Raw genomic sequence first — 18,634 nt, 5'->3', positions numbered from 1 at the left:
CAGAAAAAGTCCGGGCTGCCCGGCCGACGCAAGTCGCAGAAGTTGACGCGGGATGGAGCAGCCCGGTAGCTCGTCAGGCTCATAACCTGAAGGTCGCAGGTTCAAATCCTGCTCCCGCAACCATCTTTACTTGCAACCCCGCCGCACCCGCAGCGGGGTTTTTGCTTTGCGCGGAAAGTGTAAGGATTCCAGCAAGATCGCCGCGAACGTCGATCTCCACCTTGCCATCCACAGGCGTCAGCACAATGTCCTGAACCAGCGTGCGGATCACCTCGGCCGCCGCCGTCCTGCTTTCCTCGTCGTCGCTTTGCAGCGTCTCGTAGAGCTGTTGGACCCGCTTGCGGTATTGCAGCGCCATGTTCGGGTGCAGCAGGGGAGGCGGCTCGTCGGCCGTCGCCAGGAAGTCGCTGAGTTCGGCCTTGCGCAGCTTGAGCTTGTCGCCGCGTTCCTTCACGGCTTCGATCGAGATGGCCTCCTTGAGATAGAGGTCCATAAGCCGCCCTTCCTCCCGGCCGATCTTCTCGATCTCTGCCTTCGCCCGGTCGATGTGGCCGCTGCTTTCCATTCGCAGGCGATTGGTCTCGCGCGTATAGGCGTCGCAGAACTCGGCGAAGATCTTCGGGTCGAGCATCCGGGTGCGCAGTGCGTTCAGGACACGCGATTCCAACTCGTCACGACGGATGTTGACCCGGTTCTCGCAGGTGCCCTTGTTGCGCGCCGTCGAGCAGCCGATATGCGACGCCGAGATCGCCGAATAGCCCCCGCCGCAGCACGAGCACTTCGTCAGCCCGGAAAACAGATACCTCGGCCGACGGCGATAGTTCATCTTCCGGACGTCGGCGACACCGCTCTCGTCCCGCTCCGTCCGGTTCTCGCCCTGCCGTGCCTTCACCGCATTCCAAAGCTCGTCATCGAGGATACGCAGTTCCGGCGTGTCCTGAGTGACCCATTCGGATTCCGGGTTGGGACGCGCCTGGCGCTTGCCGGTATCGGGGTCTTTGACGAAGCGCTGGCGGTTCCAGACGATCTTGCCGACATACATCTCGTTGTTGAGGATGCCGTTCCCGCGCCGGGGATTGCCGTTGATCGTGCTGAAGCCCCAATCTCCGCCGGTCGGCGCCGGAATGCTGTCCCTGTTCAGGGAGACGGCGATCATCTTGGCCGACTTGCCGGCGGCATAGTCGCGGAAGATACGCCGGACGACCTCGGCCTGCGCCTCGTTGATCGTCCGGTCGCCGCGGACGGGCTCGCCGTTGCTGTCAAACTTCTTGACCACATCGTAGCCGTAGGCATTTCCGCCGCCCGACTTGCCGGCCTCGACCCGGCCGCGTTGCCCGCGCCTGGTCTTGTCGGCCAGATCCTTCAGGAACAGGGCGTTCATCGTGCCCTTGAGCCCGACATGCAACTCGCTGATCTCGCCCTCCGACAAGGTGAACATCTTTACGTCGGCATAGCGCATGCGCTTGTAGATGCCGGCGATGTCCTCCTGATCGCGGCTGATCCGATCCAGCGCTTCGGCCATGATCAGGTCGAAGCGCCCACGGGCGGAATCCATGATCAGCGCCTGGATGCCAGAACGCTGAATCATGCTGGAGCCGGAGATGGCGTGGTCGGAATATTCCTCGACCACAGTCCAGCCTTCCTTCTCTGCGCGCAGACGGCACATGCGGAACTGATCGGCGATGGAGGCCTCGCGCTGGTTGTCGGAGCTGTAGCGGGCGTAGAGTGCGATCCTCATCGGGCATCCCTCCTTATCGGGAGTCGCGCGAGGGCCGTCCGTCCATCTGCGACAGGAAATTCTCTCGCGCCAGTTGCTCGCCGAGCAGACGGGCGAGCCGCACGAGGCGCGGGTCCGGGTCGCCGCGCGGGGTGAAGGTGAGTTCGGATGCGTCGACCGGCATCGCATCGAGCAGCGCCTCGCGCTCGCTCTGCAATGCCTTCGTCGATTTGCGTGCATCCTGGGTCATGCCATAAGAAAATCACGGCAAATCCCGAATAAGCAACTGAATCCAAGGGAGAATTGGCGGCGGCATCTGGCGCGTTCCCGCGTGTCGCGGCGCAGAACAGCGTAGAGGAGCGTGCCCTGTCGGAGTAAAATAACCTATGGGTTCTTTGCGAAATCCGCTGCTGGCGCATGTGATCTCCTCGGCGGGCGCCCATCGTTTGTCCTGATAAGAAGTTAACCGAGGCGCAAGTGAACAGACTTTAGCGTATTGCGTTTGGCGCTACAAGTCTCTATATTCCCCTCAAGGAGACGATCACATGGCCAGCACCGTAGAACGTAAGGAATACCCGATCTCGATGCGTCTGCCCGAGGCGGACGTTGCGATGATTGATCGCGCGGCGAGTCTGCGCGGCCGCTCCCGCACGGATTTCGTGCGGGATGCCGCCGTGCGCGCGGCCGAGGAAGTCGTCATGGAGCAGGGGTTGATCCGCATGAGCCCGGAGGGATTTGCGGATTTCATGGAAATCCTGTCCCGCCCGCCCACCATCGTCCCTGAGATGATGGAAGTGCTGAAGCGGCCCGCGCCGTGGGAGCCCGGCTTTGAGCCGAAGCGGTGAGCCGTGGCTTTATCTGCGCCCGAGCCGCTGACTGCGGCCCATGACGTTTCCGCGTTTTCATGCGGCAAGCCCACGCTCGATCACTGGCTGAAGACCCGCGCCCTTGCCAATCAGGAAAAGGGCTTCACGGCAGTCGTCGTCGTTCACGACGCAGGGCGCGTTGTCGGATACTATGGCCTCGCACCGACGGCGGTGGTGCCCTCGATCCTGCCTCGCACGATCCGCACCGGGCAGCCGCCCAACCCGGTTCCCTGCCTGCTTCTTGGACAACTCGCCACGGACACGGAATGGGCAGGGCAGGGTATCGGCACCGGCTTGATGAAACATGCCCTTCAACGTTGCGTTCAAGCTGCTCGTCTAGTCGGCGGACGGGCCTTGATGGTTAACGCTGTCGATGAGGAAGCCGCCCGGTTCTGGCAGAGACATGGCTTCATGCCCTCCAGGGATGATCCGCTGGTCCTGCTGCGGGCGATTTCTGACATCGCCGTGATGGTGGCGAAAAGCGGGATCGAGGTTTGACGGTGCGCTGAAGCTTTGAACCCGCGACAATAGCCCGAACTCGGAACTGATGATGGATCACGCGGACGAATTTCTTGTTGGCAAATACTCGGACTACAGAGCCGCGCTTCAAGGCGTCGAGCAATGCACGCCGTTCATACCATATGGATGGTTCGAGCCGCCCCAAACCGTCAGGCTGGATGCTGAGTTCGGGCGTCAGCAGATGGTTTACCGGGATCAGGCCGAGGACGCCGCGCGGGATCTGGCCAACGGTATCAATCATCTGATCGGCCTGACCAAGCGGCTGGAAGCGTGGAAAACAGTTCTGGATGGACTCGATCTTCCCCAGAAAAACGATCTGCTCCACGAGTTCGTTCAGGATCTGGCCGCTACGGCTCTTCTTTCCCCATATACGCTCAAGGCCAGATTCTACTTCGCGATCGCACATCTCTCGCATCAGGCGAATTGTGTGCAGCAAGGGGCGTTATGGTCTGACGACTTTGCCATCCTACCCGAAGATTGGGGGATCAATGAGGAGGTCGCGGCAAGGCTGGCGAAGCCTTGGCGATCCTGGAAGCGGTTGATCAAGGCTCTCAACACCGTCGATAACGGGGACTACAAGACGGCAACGGATGATTTCCGCAGCAAGCATACCCATCGCTTCACCCCGCATGTTGAGCTTGGGATAACGCAGATGATGAAACGCCTCCCCTCCCAAAATGCCGGGAAGCCCTGCTATGGGGTGGGCGGCAGCAATCCCGTCATGCTGGAAGTTCTTGTGAGCGAACTGAAAAAGCAATGCGCAGGTTTGTCGAAAAGCTACCAAGCGTTTCAGCAGCTCGTTGGCGAGCAAAGCACGGTCCTTTTCGGAGAGCCTTGCACCTGATATCGGTTCCCAGATTTAGAAGTGAGTTTCCAGGGGCGTCCGTCTGCCTGTTCAGTGGAGGGGGAAAGCCTTCCCCCTGGCCGGCACTTCGTTGCCAGCGCACCCCCATCTGCGGGGAGACCCCCAGACTGTGCCAAAACGTCGGCCCTCGGCCGCCGCGTCGGCCAAGTGGAACCGACGCGAAGCGCCGCCTCGCGTCAGCTCGGGGTAATAGCGCTCGTTCCGAATGTGTTCGCGGCGTGTAGGATGTTGAAGGCTAGGATCGAGAGCGCCGCCTCCGCCTTTACCGCCCTAAGCCCTCTAGTTAGGAACCGTCCGCCGCCCGACATTCGCTTTATGGTGCCGAATGGATGTTCGACCGTGCATCGTCTGATCGTCATCAGGCTGGGATTGGCATGGATTCTGGCCTCCATGCGATCAAGGGCGCCTTGATCGACAAGCCGATGAATTGTGCGCTGGGCTCCCGGCGTGCATCTTGGCTTCAACGCGCAGGTCGCGCAGGACGACGTGCGGTAGCGGATCGCCCGATTACGAGTATGGATTCCAGACGGGCGCAGTGTTTGCCCGCCGGGGCATCGGATCGTGTCGCTGTCCTCGTCGTAGAGGAACTGGACCGGTCGAAAATGCTCGGAATTCATCGCGCCGCGCTTGATCGGCGCAGCGACCTCGATGTTCTCGCGTTCGCAATGGGCGACTTCTTCGGCGTTTGAATAGCCACCGTCGGCCAACACCTGGAGCTGATATACCTCCAGCACGGCCTTAGCCGCGACTGCCATCGGATGAAGAAGGTGGCTGTCGTTCGCGTCATTGTAGACGTCATGGTGGACGATCAGCCCACTCGCAACGTCGACGACGCTTTGCAGATTGTACGAGGGAAGCTTCGGCGCGTGGGCATGTCCCATCGGTTTGGCCTCCGACTCGCCAAACTCGAGCACCTTCTCGTCCCGTCGATCGAGTTCCTGCTGTCGCCTGGCCAGCCGATCCTTCCGACGCTGCAGAGAGGCAATGGCGGACTTGAAGCCTTCGCGGTGCAGTGGTTGATCATCAAAGCCCTGCGCGACGTTCTCATCGATGATGTCCAGTCGGTCGAGATAATAGGCGATCTCTTTTTCGGTATGCGCGATATCGCGCGCGAGCCGCTCCGCCCCGGCGATGTTCTTTGGACTGGCGACGGCTCGCATCTTGGTGCCGTCGAGTGCGACCGACCGGCCACCCACCAAATTCTGCTCGCGACAAAACAGCACGAACGCGGCGCTGGCGGCGGCGATCGCATCGGGATAGTCGTGCCGGAAGGCGGCAATGGTCCGATAGTCCGGCGCGAGTTGGCGCATAAGCCACATTGCTTCAAGGTCGCGCTTGCAGGAACGCTCCAAATGTCGCGATGATCGAACCTGATTGAGGTAGCCCCAGATATGCAGCCGGAGCATGTCGCTGGGATGATAGCCTGGTCGTCCGGTCGAGGCCGCAACGGCGCGTGTGAAGCCAAGCTCAACCAGATCCAAGCTGTCGACGGAAGCATCGACGACGCGGACGAGCGTGTCAGGCCCAACATAGTCATTGACACATGGGGGAAGCAGGTTGGCCTGATCTCGTGCTATTCCCTCAATGAAGCTCATAGACACCTCGCCAAAGCAGATCAGGAGAGTTTGATTCTACACTTGTTTGCTCACAGGGAAAGGCTTTGTACTTGGTCTCGAATAACTACGCAGCTGCGGGATCGCGGCACCTCTCGACCCTCCAAACTTCCGAGAAGGGGTGGCTTCCTGCCAGACCGCTTCTAGGCGGCGGCGTTGGGAAAGCGGTCAATCAGTTGGCCGCTGCACTTCGACAGCAACGCGCCTTCATATCGGTCGCATTACGCGACCCCATAGGTTCTCGAAAGCAGCTGTTCAAAGCTCGTCGCACTATTCTCCCAGCTCGGCCCGAGTTTACCCTACCGACGGACAATCCGGAGATCGCGTTGAAGGCCGCGGCGCGACGGCAAGCGCGCCTCATGCTATGGCTGACGCCAATGCGACTTTCCTCGCCCCATACGCCTGATGAGAGAGGATTGTCCGTCGAGCGCGAAGTCGATCTGGGTCAGACTTGGGCTCGGTGCATCGAACCTCTGCGCCACAGTGCTGATCGGCTGAAAGTCTGGAGATACGAGTGCGGCAGCCTTCGTTTCCGGATCAACGATTAAGCGAGCGGGCATGCCCGCGGCTAGCCAAGGCGGCCGCTTTGTGTTGAAAGGCCACGTCTCCTCATTCCACCTTTGATGCGGTGCGGCGAGCATATCCGTCCGGTAGCGCCGCCAAAGTTCGCCGGTTTGTGGCGTTGGCCAGTTGGGATTGTCAGTAAGTGCCGTGACCTCATTGGAGCCGAGCCAGGCGACCATTTCAGCTTGAGTCACAAAGACGGGTGCGGTGTCGAGGACAACCTGACGTCCCGCTATTCTAGACGGAAGCCCGCTGCGCACGAGCATGGCCATCATTCTGCTCGGAAGTCCTGCTTCTAAGCAAGAGGATGCGCCGCCCTGAACATAGTCTGGTTCGGGTCCGGTGAGGCGTCGCTTCATCCTTAGCGCTTCAAGAGCCCAGGTTAGGCGGTAGACAAAGACATCCTCGACAACCTTCATATTGTCGGTGCCGATCAGCGCAACATCGTCTCCGCCGATCCAAGTTTGCAGGATTTGCCGCCAATTGGCCGGAAGATCATCGTCGGGGACGAAGGGCGGAATGGCCAACATCGCTTCAGCTATTGAAGCCAGGGCTGTGCCGAGCGCCGCAGCATTGCCCTGGATCGCGGCTAGGTCAGCCGTATCGAGATGTTGAAGCATCTGCGGCGCGATCGCATCAATTGCAAGACCGGATTCGAGTCCGACGCCCATCGCGAATTGCGCCTTGCGCTGAGCCGACGTGGTCTTGTTCCAGATAAGGGCGGAGCGGACATGCATGATCCAGAGCTGATACTGTCTGGTGTTGTCGGCCATTCGCTCAACTTGTCGCGCCCAGAGTGATCCTTCCAGCGCAGTCTCGAGAATCTGTGCGAGATCGGCGGTATCGGCCTCGAGCGATTCAAAGAGTCCGAGCACGGTCGCATCGAGGCGCTCGATCAGGCTCTGGATGGATTCTTGCTCATCTGGTGTGTCGGCCGGGAACCACGCCTCCTGCGAGTTCGCGAGGTACTCAAAGGCATCGGCTCGTCCGAAGACTCCGGTTCTGGCGAGACGGCGCGTTACCTCGGCGACGACCGCGATAATGCCGCTCGAAAGCGACCGTGCCTTTGCAGAGTTCACGAGTTTTGCCCATTCACGGAAGCGCCAGGGCTTGGGCTCGTACATGACATGGAGCACCAGGCCATCCAGATCCACGAATGCCCGACCAGCCCGGCCAGCGACGTTCGCGAACTCCTCGCCGGAGAGAGGCTGCCCGGCACGATACAACGTAGGGATGAGCAGTACAGCAGCATTGAGGTTGAGACCCTGGGCAAGTGTCGGCGACGCGATCACGACCTGCAATGTCCCTGTGGCCAGGAGGGCCTCAACCTCGCGAAGGAACGGACTCGGCAACCGCGCATGATGAATCGCAACTCCCAGTGCGAGGCACTTGACCGCAGCATGGTTAGGACCCAGCCACTCTGTGCCGATAGTAGTGGCGCGGGCAACTTTGCCGACATCGTCGAGGAGTGATGGAAGGAACCCGCGTCGGTTGAGCTCGACAACCGATTTCGCATAGCCTTCGACATGGTCTCGCTGGGTGCAAAAGATGAGACTACGCTTGCCGGTCCCCGAAAAGCGCCAGGCAGTGGCGAGGGTAAGTTCCTTGTTATCCCGTGGAAATGCTGTCCTTCGTGGTGCGATCGGTGGCACCTCGGAAATGAACTGGCGAATGAAGGGAGCGTCTGGCTCCAGACTGAAACGCAACTGCGCGGCCGCGCCATGCCATTCTATCGTCCCGAAACGCTGGCGCGTCGGCCGCCATTTCGACTGGATGGGTTCGCCGGGCGCGTCGCTGCGTATCCAGGCGTTCATATCATCAAGTTGATCGCCCTCGGGAAGGATGGCTGAGAGACAAACGATGCGCCGCTCGGCTGCATCTGCGCGCCGAAGCAATCGTTGAACCAGGTTCTCGTATCGGATTTCGCGATCGGTAGGCCCTATGAGGTGACCCTCATCGAGCACGACCAGTCCCACATCGTCGATGAGGTTCGGGTCGTTGCGAAGCGCGAAGTCGATCTTCTCGGGCGTCGCGATGACGATGTTCTGTGTACGCAGCGCATCCTCGTCGGTGCCGGCCAAACCAGCCGCGCCATAAAGCGAGGAGATTGTAAAGCCGAGAGCAGAAAAAGTGCTCCGAAACGATCGTTCGGTCTGGGCTGACAAGGCCCGGAGCGGAGTCACGATGAGGACTCGTTTCCCGACGGCCAGACTCATAAGGGTCGCTATTTCAGCAATGCGTGTCTTGCCAGCGCTTGTGGGCAAGGCGACCACGAGATCGTCGGAGACATTCGTCGATCGTCTTGCTGCTTCTATCTGCGATGGCCAAAGTTCGACCTCCGAGATGCGCTTGGCGAACAAGACGCCCAAGAAGAGCCGGCGAAGACCGGTATAGTCATGTGCCCCAGGTGGTCCGGCGACGGGCAGAACGATATGGAGACTGCTCGACCAGAGATCGTCGATAAGATTGGCCGTAACACGGGTCAGCCACCACAAGGAAACGGCATTGGCGTTGGCGGATAGGGAGAGCGTGCGGGCGAGAATGGCGCGCGCAGCCTCGACCAGCGCCGCCGTGCCCGTCTGCAATGCGAATTCGAAGTGCGCAAGCGCTCTGAAGATAGAGGTGATGACGACCTCGGTTACGGCATCATCGGGATCGACGGCGCCATCGGCAATCCGTGCGGCGAGGGCTCCATCGGTATGCGCAGGATCGGTTAGCCACGCTCGCGCCCGGTCTGCCAAGGAGGTCAAGTCTCGACGGATAAGGTCAATCAATGCCCGCTCAGGTGGGCTTAGGTTCAAGTCATCCGGACCTTGACCCATAAGGGAGAACGCTAGAGCGGAATATCCTGCCAGGTGATAGCTCGCCGCACCGATGACCCTGTTGAAGCCCCGCGCTGGATCATCAATTGGGCCGTTCTGAACGAGCGCCTCGAAACCATTTGCTGCGGCCAGAAAACCTACGCGCCACTCTTCGGTCAATCCGCCGCGCTCCTTGAGCGCGAGCGAGGCCCTGAGCAAAGAGAAGGAATATTCAGCGAGATCGGTATCGATGGTTGGTGCAAAAGGTGGCGCGCCTTGCGGGAGAATGCCGTTCTCGCGGATGATCGACCGAGCTTCGCCTCGTGCGCGGAGCCGTCCGCGTGCTCCATCCTGTCGTGCCATCTGAAGGAAGGCGGTTAGCTCTTCAATCGTTTCCAAGCTTCAGCGCCTCTTCATAGGAAAGTCTGATAAAGTCCTGATGGTCCTCGATCTTCAAATGGATGACTGCATTCGGCCTGTCGACACCCGCATTCTCTAGGTCGTCGTCGAGGGCTTGGGGAGGGTTATTGGCCGACACCGTGAAGAGGATATGCGCAATTTGAGCAGCGGGAATGATCTTGGTGGCCACGTCGTTACGCAGAGCACGGCCAAGTGCTTCCTCATCTCCCCCGCGTTCGAGGAGCCGATCCGTAACGAATAGAATTGATGTGGGTGTGGGTCGTCCCGCATCGCGCGACAGAACGTCGCGCGCCTCGGCGATGGTAGCGGCGGTCAGATTGGCTCTGCTTTTGGACTCCCCTTTTGCAACATGAACGGCACCAGCTGGGTCGGTTCGTAGGCCAAGAAAGTCGTCGCCGCGGAGAGCCATCTCGCGGCCGTCTTTGTAACGTAAGCGCCGCACGGGGACGCGGTAGCCCAATTGCTCTTCTACAAGCTCTGTCGCAAGGATTTCGCCAAGCTCGCCTGAGCGCGCGCGTGGCGTGCGGGGCAGTCGCTCCGCGAGAATGGCCGCGGCCTGAGTGAAGCCAAGCGCGGCGATGTCTTCGTTGATGCGTGCAACGTCATCATAGTGCGAGCGCACAATCGGAGGCAGCGCTTGCATCGCTGCTGCCCTTCCCGTCGGTTTTTCCGTCAGCCTGAGCGATAGCTTTTGGCCGTTATTGGCGCGAACACTGTCGCACCAGTTGTCGTATAATGGCATCAGTGCCCCCAGGGTATAATATATTCGATTGCTCTTTGGGAGAAGTAGTCTGTGTTACGAAGATCGATGGTACGTCCGCAAGATCCGTTTTCGGCATCGCTGCATTTGGCCACCGCATTTCGTCTCGAGCTGATGGCATGGCTCCAGAACCTCGCCACCGTACCGATGATCGACGTTCGCTCTTGCGCCGCCTGACTCGTTGAGCGGCCCACGGTCGGCGGCGATGTCTAAGGGATGCTCTAGCGCCGAGGCCGCCGATCGGGAACGCTACGCCAAATAGTTGAACAATCCTACAGCGTCGAGGTTTCACAATGCAGACTGAGCGATGGATCTACTTCCCGGAGGAGTCCGAAGATGGCGCATGGACTGGTCGCATCTGGTCCGACGCCAACGCAATGGGCCAATGGCGTTTTGAGGCCATCCGTATTGTCGAAGAGAACGCATTTCCGTACGCGACCGGGGTATTTGGCAAAGCAGCACCAGTGATCGGTCTGGTCGACTTTGAAAAGAAGGCCACACTTGTCCGACCTCTGGTAGAGCGGGTCGAGCCTGGGAACCATCACTTCCCACGGACCAAGTTGGCGGGGTCCTTTCAGGCCTTTCTCGAAGGGACCTGCGTCGACGATGAAAACGAGGCACTGTTTGCCTCAGTATCGTTCGAGTCGCGATCGTTCTCGGCTTGGTATGGTAGCGACCTCATTCGACCTACACGCGACGACCAGTTCCGCACGCGCAGTATCGATCTGGCTGAACCCTCAGTTGATACCTGCGTCGTCGACAGTCTTGGAACCGTTGAAGTCGCTTCATACGGCCAGTTTAGCCGAGGTGACGACGAGCATTCGTTGCGAACGAGAACAGTGTTCCGGCTGCGCTTTGAGGAGTTGAGATCGCTTTCGTATGTGATGGATGTTTGCGTCGGTTTGGAATCCCTGTTCGGGTTCCTTGTCGGCTATCGTCCTCCAATGCCCGTGTTCCAACTTCTGAAGCCGCGGCCGAAAGAAGATCCCCAGTCGCCAGAGCCGATATCAGGATTGAGGATAGGCGGTGCCTACGCTCTGGAAGGAAAAGCTCCACATCCTCTGGAACGTCTGCATATGCGTGGCCGCGACGGCGCTAGCCTTGAGGTGCTGCTGAAGGCCTATATGTCAGCTCGCGTCTCGTTGGACAGCCGAATCCACGCCATTCAATATTCCAAGTGGTTCGGCGCCACTCTGAATGATCAGTTCGCTGCCGTGATGCCGGTTTTCGAGGAGCTGGTAAAAGCGCGCTTCAAGAATGACAGCGAGCTCAGCTACGAGCATCTCGCGCAAGCGTTCTGGGCGTACGTCGACGAAGCGCCGGACCCAGATTTAGTCGAGTTCGCAAAGAAGCATCTCGATGTGAAAGACAAGAAGTCACCGGGACTGCCGGCCTTGATCGGGAGGGCGATAGAGTCGATCAACGCGGAGGGCTTCTCTTTTGAAGAGTTGCTCGCCAAGCGCATAAATAAGCGCCGTGCAGAAATGTTTCATACCACTCCATTCAAGAGCGGGGAAAACCTGGCGGGCTTTTACGAGGAGAAGCTAGCTATTACGGACTTGCTCATGCTGCTTACCCTCAAGGATCTCGGCGTATCCCTTCCCGTCGTAGCAAAGGGCTCAGCGACAGACTATCACCGGTTTTCGCGGCAGCAGAGGGCTATCCCATGACCGCTCTCCGGAACCAGTCAGTCTGGAATGGCCCGATCACGCCGACAGTTGGTCCTGCCAGGAACGGCGGCTTTCGGGAGGCCGTCGGTGACCTTGGAACGACAGAGATGAGGTCGAAAACAGCCAAAAGCCATATCCCATAGAGCGAGAAAATCATTCGCTGCGCTCGCACGATTGGTGAATTTTAGCACAGCCTGCCCCGCAACGCCCCCTATAGAGTGAGAGTGCGGACGGGTTTTCCGTGACGGGTTGAGGGCTGGGAGAGAGGCTTCCGGCGCCCGTCGCGGAGAACCGCGATGACCAGACAGGATCGCCGCACGTGCCCCGGCCCCGACCGGGCGAGCCTTTACGACGAAATCACCGACAAGATCATCGGCGAGCTGGAGGCCGGGCGTCTGCCCTGGGTCCAGCCCTGGGGCGCGGCGGCCGTCAAGGCGCCGCTCGCCATGCCGCAGAACGCCGCAACCGGCCGGCGCTATTCGGGGATCAATGTCCTGATCCTCTGGGGCGCCGTCATCGAGCATGGCTTCCCCGGCCAGAGCTGGCTCACCTTCCGCCAGGCGCTCTCGCTCGGCGGCAATGTCCGCAAGGGCGAACGCGGCACCACCGTCGTCTATGCCGACCGCTTCACTCCCGAGGACGAGAAGCGACGCGCCCGCGAGACCGGAGACGAGCCGGACCGCATCCCGTTCCTCAAGCGGTTCACCGTCTTCAACGCCGCCCAATGCGACGGGCTGCCCGAGGAGATCGCCGTTGCCGCGCCGCCGCCCGCGCCCGGCCTGATCGAGCCGCGTGCCGAGGCGTTGATTCGGGCCACCAGCATCGACTTCCGCATCGGCGGCGACCGCGCCTTTTATATGCCCTCGCAGGACTTCGTGCAGGTGCCGCCTCCGCAGGCGTATTTCGAGCCGATCAACTGGCATCGGACGGCGCTGCATGAACTCGGTCACGCCACCGGACACCCCTCCCGCCTCGACCGCGATTTCTCCGGCTCCTTCGGCACGAAGAAATACGCCTTCGAGGAGTTGGTGGCCGAGATCAACGCCGCCTTCTGCTGCGCGTCGCTCGGCATCGTGCCGACTGTCCGCCATGCCGATTACATCGGTTCCTGGCTGGAGGTGCTGCGTGAGGACAACCGCGCCATCGTCCGCGCCGCCTCGCAGGCCAGCAAGGCCGCCGACTGGATTCTGTCCTTCCTGCCCGATGTGGACGGGATCGGCACGGCCGACGACGAGCGGGAGGCGGCGTGATGAGTGCGCTCGCCTTTCCAGGCTTCGCTCCCGATCCCGCGCAGGCGGCCGACATCCGGCTGCGCGTCCTCAGCCTCGGCGCCGGCGTCCAGTCCACCACGCTGGCGCTGATGGCCGCGCATGGCGAGATCGGCCCCATGCCTGATTGCGCGGTCTTCGCCGATACCGGCTGGGAGCCGAAGGCGGTCTATGAGTATCTCGACTGGCTGCGGTCGCCCAATGTCCTGCCGTTCCCCGTCCATATCGTCTCGGCCGGGGATCTGCGCGCCGACCTCATCGCCGGCGCACGCGGCGAGCGATGGGCCTCGATCCCCGCCTTCACCCGCACGGTGACGCCAGCCGGAACCGAGCTGCCCGTCTATGACGAGGACGGAAACGGCGCTCTCGTCGTCGTCGGCTCCCGCATCGTGGCGACCGAGCGTGTCGGCATCGGCATGATCCGCCGCCAATGCACCGGGGACTACAAGATCGTGCCGATCCGGCGGAAGGTGCGTGAGATGCTTGGTATCGCCGGGCGGCGCTCGCCCGCCTCGCCGATCGCTGAGCAATGGATCGGGATTTCGCTCGACGAGGCTCTGCGCATGAAACCCTCGTTCGAGGCATGGCAGGTCAACCGCTGGCCGCTGATCGAGCAGGGCATGACCCGCCTGGATTGCCTGCGTTGGCTGGAACGGCATGATTATCCCATACCGCCCAAGAGCGCCTGCATCGGCTGCCCGTTCCATTCCGATGATCATTGGCGGCGCCTGCGCGACCATGACCCGGAGGCTTGGGCGGACGCCGTATCGGTTGATGCCGCCATTCGCACCGGCTTCCGGGGCATCCGCGGCGAGGTCTATCTGCACCGCTCCGCCGCCCCGCTCGACAAAGCCGATCTCTCGAAGGCCACCGACCACGGCCAGCTCGATCTCTGGCCGAATGAATGTGAGGGTATGTGCGGAATTTGACCCGCCTGAAACCCACGCAATCGCAAAGCCGGATTTCCTGCTTTGCGGCTTTCCAGTCCCTCGGTTCTGCGGCGCCGTCCCTTTGGAGTCAGAGGGTGGCGCTTCGCCTCGTGACGGGTTGGAGGCTGGAGAGAGACTCGCGGCCGCCCGTCACGGAGCAACCCCGATGACCAACAATCAATCTCGGACTTACCTGAAAGTTTTCCTCGTCTGCTACGGCTCCGAAAACGAATCCTGGATCTGCGATGGTGAGGATCGCGATCACGCTATCGAACAGTTCGAAGCGGCCGAGCTGGATGGCGACATCAATGAGGTGTTCGAGTGCATCCCCTCTCTGAACCGCTATTTCGTCCGTCAGCGACGGGCGATGTGGGTCTGCTTCGTCCAAGAGGTCGAAGCCGAGGACGAGGAGGCTGCGCTCGACGCCTTCTATCAGGCGTTCGATCCGCAGCACTCCTTTATCGAAGGTGCCATTCAACATGCAGATCACGGCCCGGCGACGGTCTTCGACCGTCGGCACCATCCCATCGCGCAGGAGATCACCGAAGCCGACTGAGATGGGGTTCCGGCCCTGAATACCCGATGCCGGTGCGATGGCGCTACCTTCTAGAGCAAGAGGGCGGCGCTTCGCTTCGTGACGGGTTTAGGGTCGAGAGAGAGGCTCTCGGCGTCCGTCGCGGAGAAACCACGATGGCAAAAGCTGCCAAGAAGAAGTCCACCCCCGCAATGATCGTCTTCTCGCGGGCACGGGACATTCCGTTCAACCGGATCAGCCTTTCGGACAGCAATGTCCGCGAGATCGACGTCGAGGCGGGCCTCGACGACCTTACCCATGACATCGAGCGCCGCGAGGATCTCGTGCAAGGTCTCAATGTCCGCGCCGTGTTGGACGAGGACGGCAACGAGACCGGCGATTTCGAGACACCCGCCGGCGGCCGCCGTTACAGGTCCATCGCGCGCCTCGTGGAAGCCGGTCGTTTCCCGGCCGACGGGCTCGTCCCCTGCATCGTCAAGAAAGCCGATGCCAAGACCTCGGCCGTCGACGACTCGCTGGCCGAGAACCTGTTGCGCCTCGCCCTGCATCCGCTTGACCAGTTCAAGGCGTTCAAGCGGATGTTCGACATGGGCATGTCCAAGGAGGAGATCGCCGATGCCTGGCGGACCACACCGCGCTACATCATGCAGCGCCTTCGCCTCGCCACGGTCGCGCCGACGCTGCACGATGCCTATGCGCGGAACGAGATGACGCTGGCGATGTTGGAAGCCTTCACCGTCAACCCCGACCACGAGCGCCAGCAGCAGGTCTGGGAGCGCGTCAGCACGTCGTGGCAGAAGGAGCCCTGGCAGATCCGCAATATGCTGACCGAGACCACGGTTCCAGTCGCCGACAAGCGCGCCCTCTTCATCGGCATTGATGCCTATGAGGCGGCGGGAGGCCCGGTGCTGCGCGATCTCTTTTCCGACGAGAACGGCGGCTGGTTGCAGGACGTCACGCTTCTCGACCGTCTGGTCGAGGAGAAACTGCGTTCTGTCGCCGACGAGATCGCGGGTCAGGGCTGGAAATGGATCGACGCTGCCGTCGAGCTTCCCTACGGCTACACCAACGGCCTGTGCCGATTGGTCGGCGTGACCCAGGAACTGACCGACGAGGAGCGGGCCGTCCGCGAGGCGCTGCGCGACGAGTATGACGAACTCGAATCGCAATACGCCGAGGCCGAGGAACTGCCCGACGAGGTCGATCAGCGGCTCGGGGAAATCGAAGGCGAGCTGGAAGCGTTCGAGAACCGGCCCGTCACCTTCGCTCCGGAAGACGTAGCCCGTGCCGGCGTGTTCGTCAGCATCGGCCGCGACGGCGAGTTGATTGTCAGCAGCGGTTATGTTCGCCCCGAGGATGAGCAACCCGAGACCGTCGACGGCGAGGATGCCGGACATCCGGCGAACCCGACCGATCCCGACGCCGTGCAGCGTGCCGTCATCACCGTCGGTGGCGAGCCGGTCCCGGAGAGTGACGAAGAGGAGGACGATGCCGTCAAGCCGCTGCCCGAGCGGCTGATTATCGACCTGACCGCCTGGCGGACGTTGGCGCTGCGCAATGCGGTCGCCGAGAATCCGCATGTCGCCATGACGGCCCTGCTGCACAAGCTGGTCCTTGACACCTTCGAGCGCACCTCCACCTCCGGGACAAGCCTCTATGCCGCGGTGCGTCACATCCACCTCCCGGCTGATGCGACCGGGCTCGCGGACAGCGCCGCCGCGAAGCTGATCGACGAGCGCGCCGACGTCTGGCGGGGCGACATTCCCTCCGGTAATGACGACCGGCTCTGGGACTGGATCGACGGTCTCGACGATGCGAGCCGTCTCGCGCTGCTCGCCCATTGCGTCAGCTTCGGCGTCAACGCCCTCTACGAACGGCCCAACCCCTATTCGGGCAACGGCATTTCGCAGCACGGTCTCGACCGCCGCATGGCCGAGGCGGAACGGCTTGCTCAGGCCACCGGCCTTGATCTCGTCGAGGCGGGCTGGAAACCCACGGTCGAGAACTACTTGGGCCGTGTCACCAAGAGCCGAATCCTCGAAGCGGTGCGCGAGGGCGCGGGTGATCGCGCAGCCGATCTCATCGCCCACCTCAAGAAGGGCGATATGGCGAAGGAGGCCGAAAGGCTCCTGGCCGATACTGGCTGGCTGCCGGAGCCGCTGCGCCCCGCCATGGACGCGCAGATCGTGGATGGCGCGATCGATCAGGACGAGGATGGCGTGGCGCTGCCCGACTTCCTCGCCGCTGACGATGAAGAAGTTGCCACCGATGCCGATCCGGTTGTCCTCGTCGCCGCCGAGTGACGTATCCCGGCGGGGCGGCCCCCCCGGTCGCCCCGCTTTCCTTCCCCCTTCCACTCCAAGGCCCGGCTCCCCGCCGGGCCATTTTCGTTTCAGGAGATCAGCTTCATGACCGCTTCCCTCATCTTCGACATCGCGCCGCTCGGCTCGCTTGTGGCTTACAGCGACGGCCAGCCGAAGCCGCCCGCGCGCTTCACGAAAAAGCTCGCCGCGTGGAAATCCCGCAACGGTGTCGGCCGTCTCGTCCGCAAGACGCCGGGCCGCGAGCGGCCGACCTATAACACCCCGCCGTCCTTCACCCTGCATGAGGGCGATTTCGGCGGAGACGGCATCATCCTCATCACCATCATGCGCAGCTACGGCATCGACAGCGATCTGAAGTTCCGCGTGATCGAGCGCCCGAAGATCGGTCAGGTCCGCATCTTGCAGGATGTCGGCGAAAACGTCGAGCTGCTGCATCTCGCCGAGAGCCGCGAGGCGGCCGAACTCTGGCTGGCCAGAAAAGGATACAGCCGCGCCCGTCTTGAGGAGATCACGGCCGACGAGGTTGGCGCCGATGCGATCGAGGGTCGCGCCGCCGCGTGATCATCGCAACCCCATCCACATGGCCCGCTGTCCTTCGACGGCGGGCCATTTTCGTTTCAGGAGAACATCATGGCTATTCCCGATCCCGTCCGAACGAATTTCAACACTCTGCTCCGCGCTGCCGGTGACGGCAATCTGGCGCTGATGGAGTGCCTCGACGCCGAAACCCGCGAGGTGCGCTACGTCCTGTGCGCCGTGGGCCGCGAGGCCGGGGATTACGTCTTCACCCCGTTCGGCCATCTCGCCGATGGCAACCCCTATGACGCATATCTGCCGCCGGACCCAGGCAACCCGACCGGCTTCCTCTCGCAACCCGAGACAGGAGGCGCATCATGATCACCGTCGATGAAATCTTCGCCGACGACCGCCGCAATCCACCCTCGGAGCGGTCGCTTCCCTGGGAGGAAACGCGCGGTGGCCTCACCGTCGTCGTGGAGCCGAAGCCGCATTGGGCCGAGGACATGCGCGCCTTCCGGCTCGATGCCCGCGAATACTGCCGTTATACCGACTGGACCGCACATGGCGCGCGGGCGCGATTCTACGGTCATATCGACACCTCCGGCGACGATGTGATGATGAATGCCCGCGCGATGATCGTCCGCGAGATCGCGGATGGGCTCTGGAACTGAACGGCGCGCACCTTGCACTTGTCACCGGGCCGTCGGGTATCGCTGCACAGGCAGCGATGGATCGAGGTCCAGCTTCACTATTGTGCTGTCAGCTTCTCGCTGCGGAACAGCGGATTCCATCCCCGGCCTGAAACACATCGGGGAAATCAGCGTGGAAACGAGGCTGGCGCGGAAAGGCAACTGCGATGGTTTCCCGGCATCCCGTCAGAGGCAAGGCACCATCCCCCGCTTCCATTCGCGAACCTTGGTTCGGTCGTCTCTTCGTCAATCAACCCGCAAGGGGTCGGCTTACGCGAGCGTGCCGCCCTCGCGGATTCGGGGCACATGCCCGAACGCGCGAGGGTGATTGCAGATCCGGCCGGACACTTCGGGCGCCTGTCGCGCGGGGGATGGTCCCCCGCCTCCAAAGACAGGAGCCGGAACCCATGTCCTATGCAGATGCCATCGCCTTCGCCGCCAGCCTCGCTTCCACGCTGATGGTCTCGATTGTCGTGTTTCAGGCCGGGGACGGAACCCATGCCGCCATGCCCGCCGACGAGTTCGACGGCGACGAGGAGATGGTGAAGCTGGAACTCGATCCATGGAGTTGAGGC

16 protein-coding genes and 1 tRNA gene are annotated in these 18,634 nt (G+C 61.8%); 13 read left to right on the top strand and 4 right to left on the bottom strand.

Translation table 11 applies throughout. The features are described from left to right. Window positions 1-46: 46 nt before the first annotated feature. Window positions 47-123 (top strand) — tRNA-Met (locus QU595_RS24660). Here the strand turns inward: QU595_RS24660 and QU595_RS24655 are convergent. Continuing rightward, window positions 80-1,738: a recombinase family protein gene (locus QU595_RS24655; protein ID WP_315926915.1), complete on the bottom strand. Its 1,659-nt coding sequence runs from the start codon at window positions 1,736-1,738 to the stop codon at window positions 80-82. The genes QU595_RS24660 and QU595_RS24655 overlap by 44 nt on opposite strands. Window positions 1,739-2,262: 524 nt before the next feature. Between QU595_RS24655 and QU595_RS24650 the strand changes: the two genes are divergently transcribed. Genes QU595_RS24650 through QU595_RS24640 form a run of 3 tightly spaced genes read left to right on the top strand, consistent with a single transcriptional unit; the run spans window position 2,263 to window position 3,946 of the window. After that, complete coding sequence (locus QU595_RS24650; protein WP_109614971.1) at window positions 2,263-2,562, top strand: DUF1778 domain-containing protein; 300 nt, start codon at window positions 2,263-2,265, stop codon at window positions 2,560-2,562. A 3-nt stretch (window positions 2,563-2,565) separates the two neighbouring features. Then, window positions 2,566-3,081 carry a GNAT family N-acetyltransferase gene (locus tag QU595_RS24645; RefSeq protein WP_315926899.1) on the top strand — a complete coding sequence of 172 codons (516 nt, stop codon included), beginning with the start codon at window positions 2,566-2,568 and terminating at the stop codon, window positions 3,079-3,081. A 52-nt stretch (window positions 3,082-3,133) separates the two neighbouring features. After that, entirely contained in the window at window positions 3,134-3,946 is an 813-nt protein-coding gene (locus tag QU595_RS24640; protein WP_315926897.1) for a hypothetical protein, read from the top strand. Window positions 3,947-4,143: 197 nt separating this feature from the next. Here QU595_RS24640 and QU595_RS24635 read toward each other — a convergent pair whose 3' ends face one another. The 3 genes from QU595_RS24635 to QU595_RS24625 form a co-directional block, all read right to left on the bottom strand. Then, a complete protein-coding gene (locus tag QU595_RS24635) occupies window positions 4,144-5,562 on the bottom strand; it encodes an IS1182 family transposase (protein ID WP_315926895.1) in 1,419 nt (472 codons plus the stop codon). 380 nt (window positions 5,563-5,942) lie between these two features. Beyond that, complete coding sequence (locus QU595_RS24630) at window positions 5,943-9,344, bottom strand: DEAD/DEAH box helicase (protein ID WP_315926893.1); 3,402 nt, start codon at window positions 9,342-9,344, stop codon at window positions 5,943-5,945. Beyond that, window positions 9,331-10,107, bottom strand: a complete 777-nt coding sequence (locus QU595_RS24625) for a Hachiman antiphage defense system protein HamA (protein WP_315926891.1) — start codon at window positions 10,105-10,107, stop codon at window positions 9,331-9,333. The genes QU595_RS24630 and QU595_RS24625 overlap by 14 nt, the downstream gene beginning before the upstream one ends. A gap of 311 nt (window positions 10,108-10,418) precedes the next feature. On the opposite strand from QU595_RS24625, the gene QU595_RS24620 reads away from it, so the two are divergent. The 9 genes from QU595_RS24620 (at window position 10,419) to QU595_RS24580 (ending at window position 18,631) form a co-directional block, all read left to right on the top strand. Beyond that, the gene (locus QU595_RS24620; protein ID WP_315926889.1) at window positions 10,419-11,795 is read left to right on the top strand and encodes a hypothetical protein; all 1,377 of its coding nucleotides are present in this window, start codon (window positions 10,419-10,421) and stop codon (window positions 11,793-11,795) included. A gap of 296 nt (window positions 11,796-12,091) precedes the next feature. After that, the gene (locus QU595_RS24615) at window positions 12,092-13,045 is read left to right on the top strand and encodes an ArdC family protein (protein ID WP_315926887.1); all 954 of its coding nucleotides are present in this window, start codon (window positions 12,092-12,094) and stop codon (window positions 13,043-13,045) included. Further along, window positions 13,045-13,992: a hypothetical protein gene (locus tag QU595_RS24610; protein ID WP_315926885.1), complete on the top strand. Its 948-nt coding sequence runs from the start codon at window positions 13,045-13,047 to the stop codon at window positions 13,990-13,992. The genes QU595_RS24615 and QU595_RS24610 overlap by 1 nt, the downstream gene beginning before the upstream one ends. A gap of 166 nt (window positions 13,993-14,158) precedes the next feature. After that, on the top strand, window positions 14,159-14,548 hold the full coding sequence (locus tag QU595_RS24605; protein WP_315926883.1) for a hypothetical protein: 390 nt from the start codon (window positions 14,159-14,161) through the stop codon (window positions 14,546-14,548). A 134-nt stretch (window positions 14,549-14,682) separates the two neighbouring features. Then, window positions 14,683-16,830, top strand: coding sequence for a chromosome partitioning protein ParB (locus QU595_RS24600; RefSeq protein WP_315926881.1), 2,148 nt, complete (start codon window positions 14,683-14,685; stop codon window positions 16,828-16,830). 105 nt (window positions 16,831-16,935) lie between these two features. Further along, on the top strand, window positions 16,936-17,412 hold the full coding sequence (locus tag QU595_RS24595; protein WP_315926879.1) for a hypothetical protein: 477 nt from the start codon (window positions 16,936-16,938) through the stop codon (window positions 17,410-17,412). Between the two features lie 69 nt (window positions 17,413-17,481). Next, window positions 17,482-17,748 carry a DUF6117 family protein gene (locus tag QU595_RS24590; RefSeq protein WP_109614964.1) on the top strand — a complete coding sequence of 89 codons (267 nt, stop codon included), beginning with the start codon at window positions 17,482-17,484 and terminating at the stop codon, window positions 17,746-17,748. Continuing rightward, complete coding sequence (locus QU595_RS24585) at window positions 17,745-18,041, top strand: hypothetical protein (RefSeq protein ID WP_109614963.1); 297 nt, start codon at window positions 17,745-17,747, stop codon at window positions 18,039-18,041. The genes QU595_RS24590 and QU595_RS24585 overlap by 4 nt, the downstream gene beginning before the upstream one ends. A gap of 425 nt (window positions 18,042-18,466) precedes the next feature. Further along, window positions 18,467-18,631, top strand: coding sequence for a hypothetical protein (locus QU595_RS24580; protein WP_170125248.1), 165 nt, complete (start codon window positions 18,467-18,469; stop codon window positions 18,629-18,631). Window positions 18,632-18,634 lie beyond the last annotated feature (3 nt).

Source organism: Mesorhizobium sp. SP-1A, from assembly GCF_032460275.1.
In the GTDB taxonomy this organism is placed as follows: domain Bacteria; phylum Pseudomonadota; class Alphaproteobacteria; order Rhizobiales; family Rhizobiaceae; genus Mesorhizobium.
Note: the sequence above shows the minus strand (reverse complement) of the source record. Positions and strands in the feature narration are given on the sequence as shown.

Coding starts and splice junctions, on each gene's coding strand:
- QU595_RS24620 (WP_315926889.1), top strand. CDS start 10,419: ATGCAGACTGAGCGATGGATCTACTTCCCGGAGGAGTCCGAAGATGGC.
- QU595_RS24635 (WP_315926895.1), bottom strand. CDS start 5,562: ATGAGCTTCATTGAGGGAATAGCACGAGATCAGGCCAACCTGCTTCCC.
- QU595_RS24600 (WP_315926881.1), top strand. CDS start 14,683: ATGGCAAAAGCTGCCAAGAAGAAGTCCACCCCCGCAATGATCGTCTTC.
- QU595_RS24655 (WP_315926915.1), bottom strand. CDS start 1,738: ATGAGGATCGCACTCTACGCCCGCTACAGCTCCGACAACCAGCGCGAG.
- QU595_RS24605 (WP_315926883.1), top strand. CDS start 14,159: ATGACCAACAATCAATCTCGGACTTACCTGAAAGTTTTCCTCGTCTGC.
- QU595_RS24595 (WP_315926879.1), top strand. CDS start 16,936: ATGACCGCTTCCCTCATCTTCGACATCGCGCCGCTCGGCTCGCTTGTG.
- QU595_RS24640 (WP_315926897.1), top strand. CDS start 3,134: ATGGATCACGCGGACGAATTTCTTGTTGGCAAATACTCGGACTACAGA.
- QU595_RS24615 (WP_315926887.1), top strand. CDS start 12,092: ATGACCAGACAGGATCGCCGCACGTGCCCCGGCCCCGACCGGGCGAGC.
- QU595_RS24580 (WP_170125248.1), top strand. CDS start 18,467: ATGTCCTATGCAGATGCCATCGCCTTCGCCGCCAGCCTCGCTTCCACG.
- QU595_RS24625 (WP_315926891.1), bottom strand. CDS start 10,107: ATGCCATTATACGACAACTGGTGCGACAGTGTTCGCGCCAATAACGGC.
- QU595_RS24585 (WP_109614963.1), top strand. CDS start 17,745: ATGATCACCGTCGATGAAATCTTCGCCGACGACCGCCGCAATCCACCC.
- QU595_RS24590 (WP_109614964.1), top strand. CDS start 17,482: ATGGCTATTCCCGATCCCGTCCGAACGAATTTCAACACTCTGCTCCGC.
- QU595_RS24650 (WP_109614971.1), top strand. CDS start 2,263: ATGGCCAGCACCGTAGAACGTAAGGAATACCCGATCTCGATGCGTCTG.
- QU595_RS24610 (WP_315926885.1), top strand. CDS start 13,045: ATGAGTGCGCTCGCCTTTCCAGGCTTCGCTCCCGATCCCGCGCAGGCG.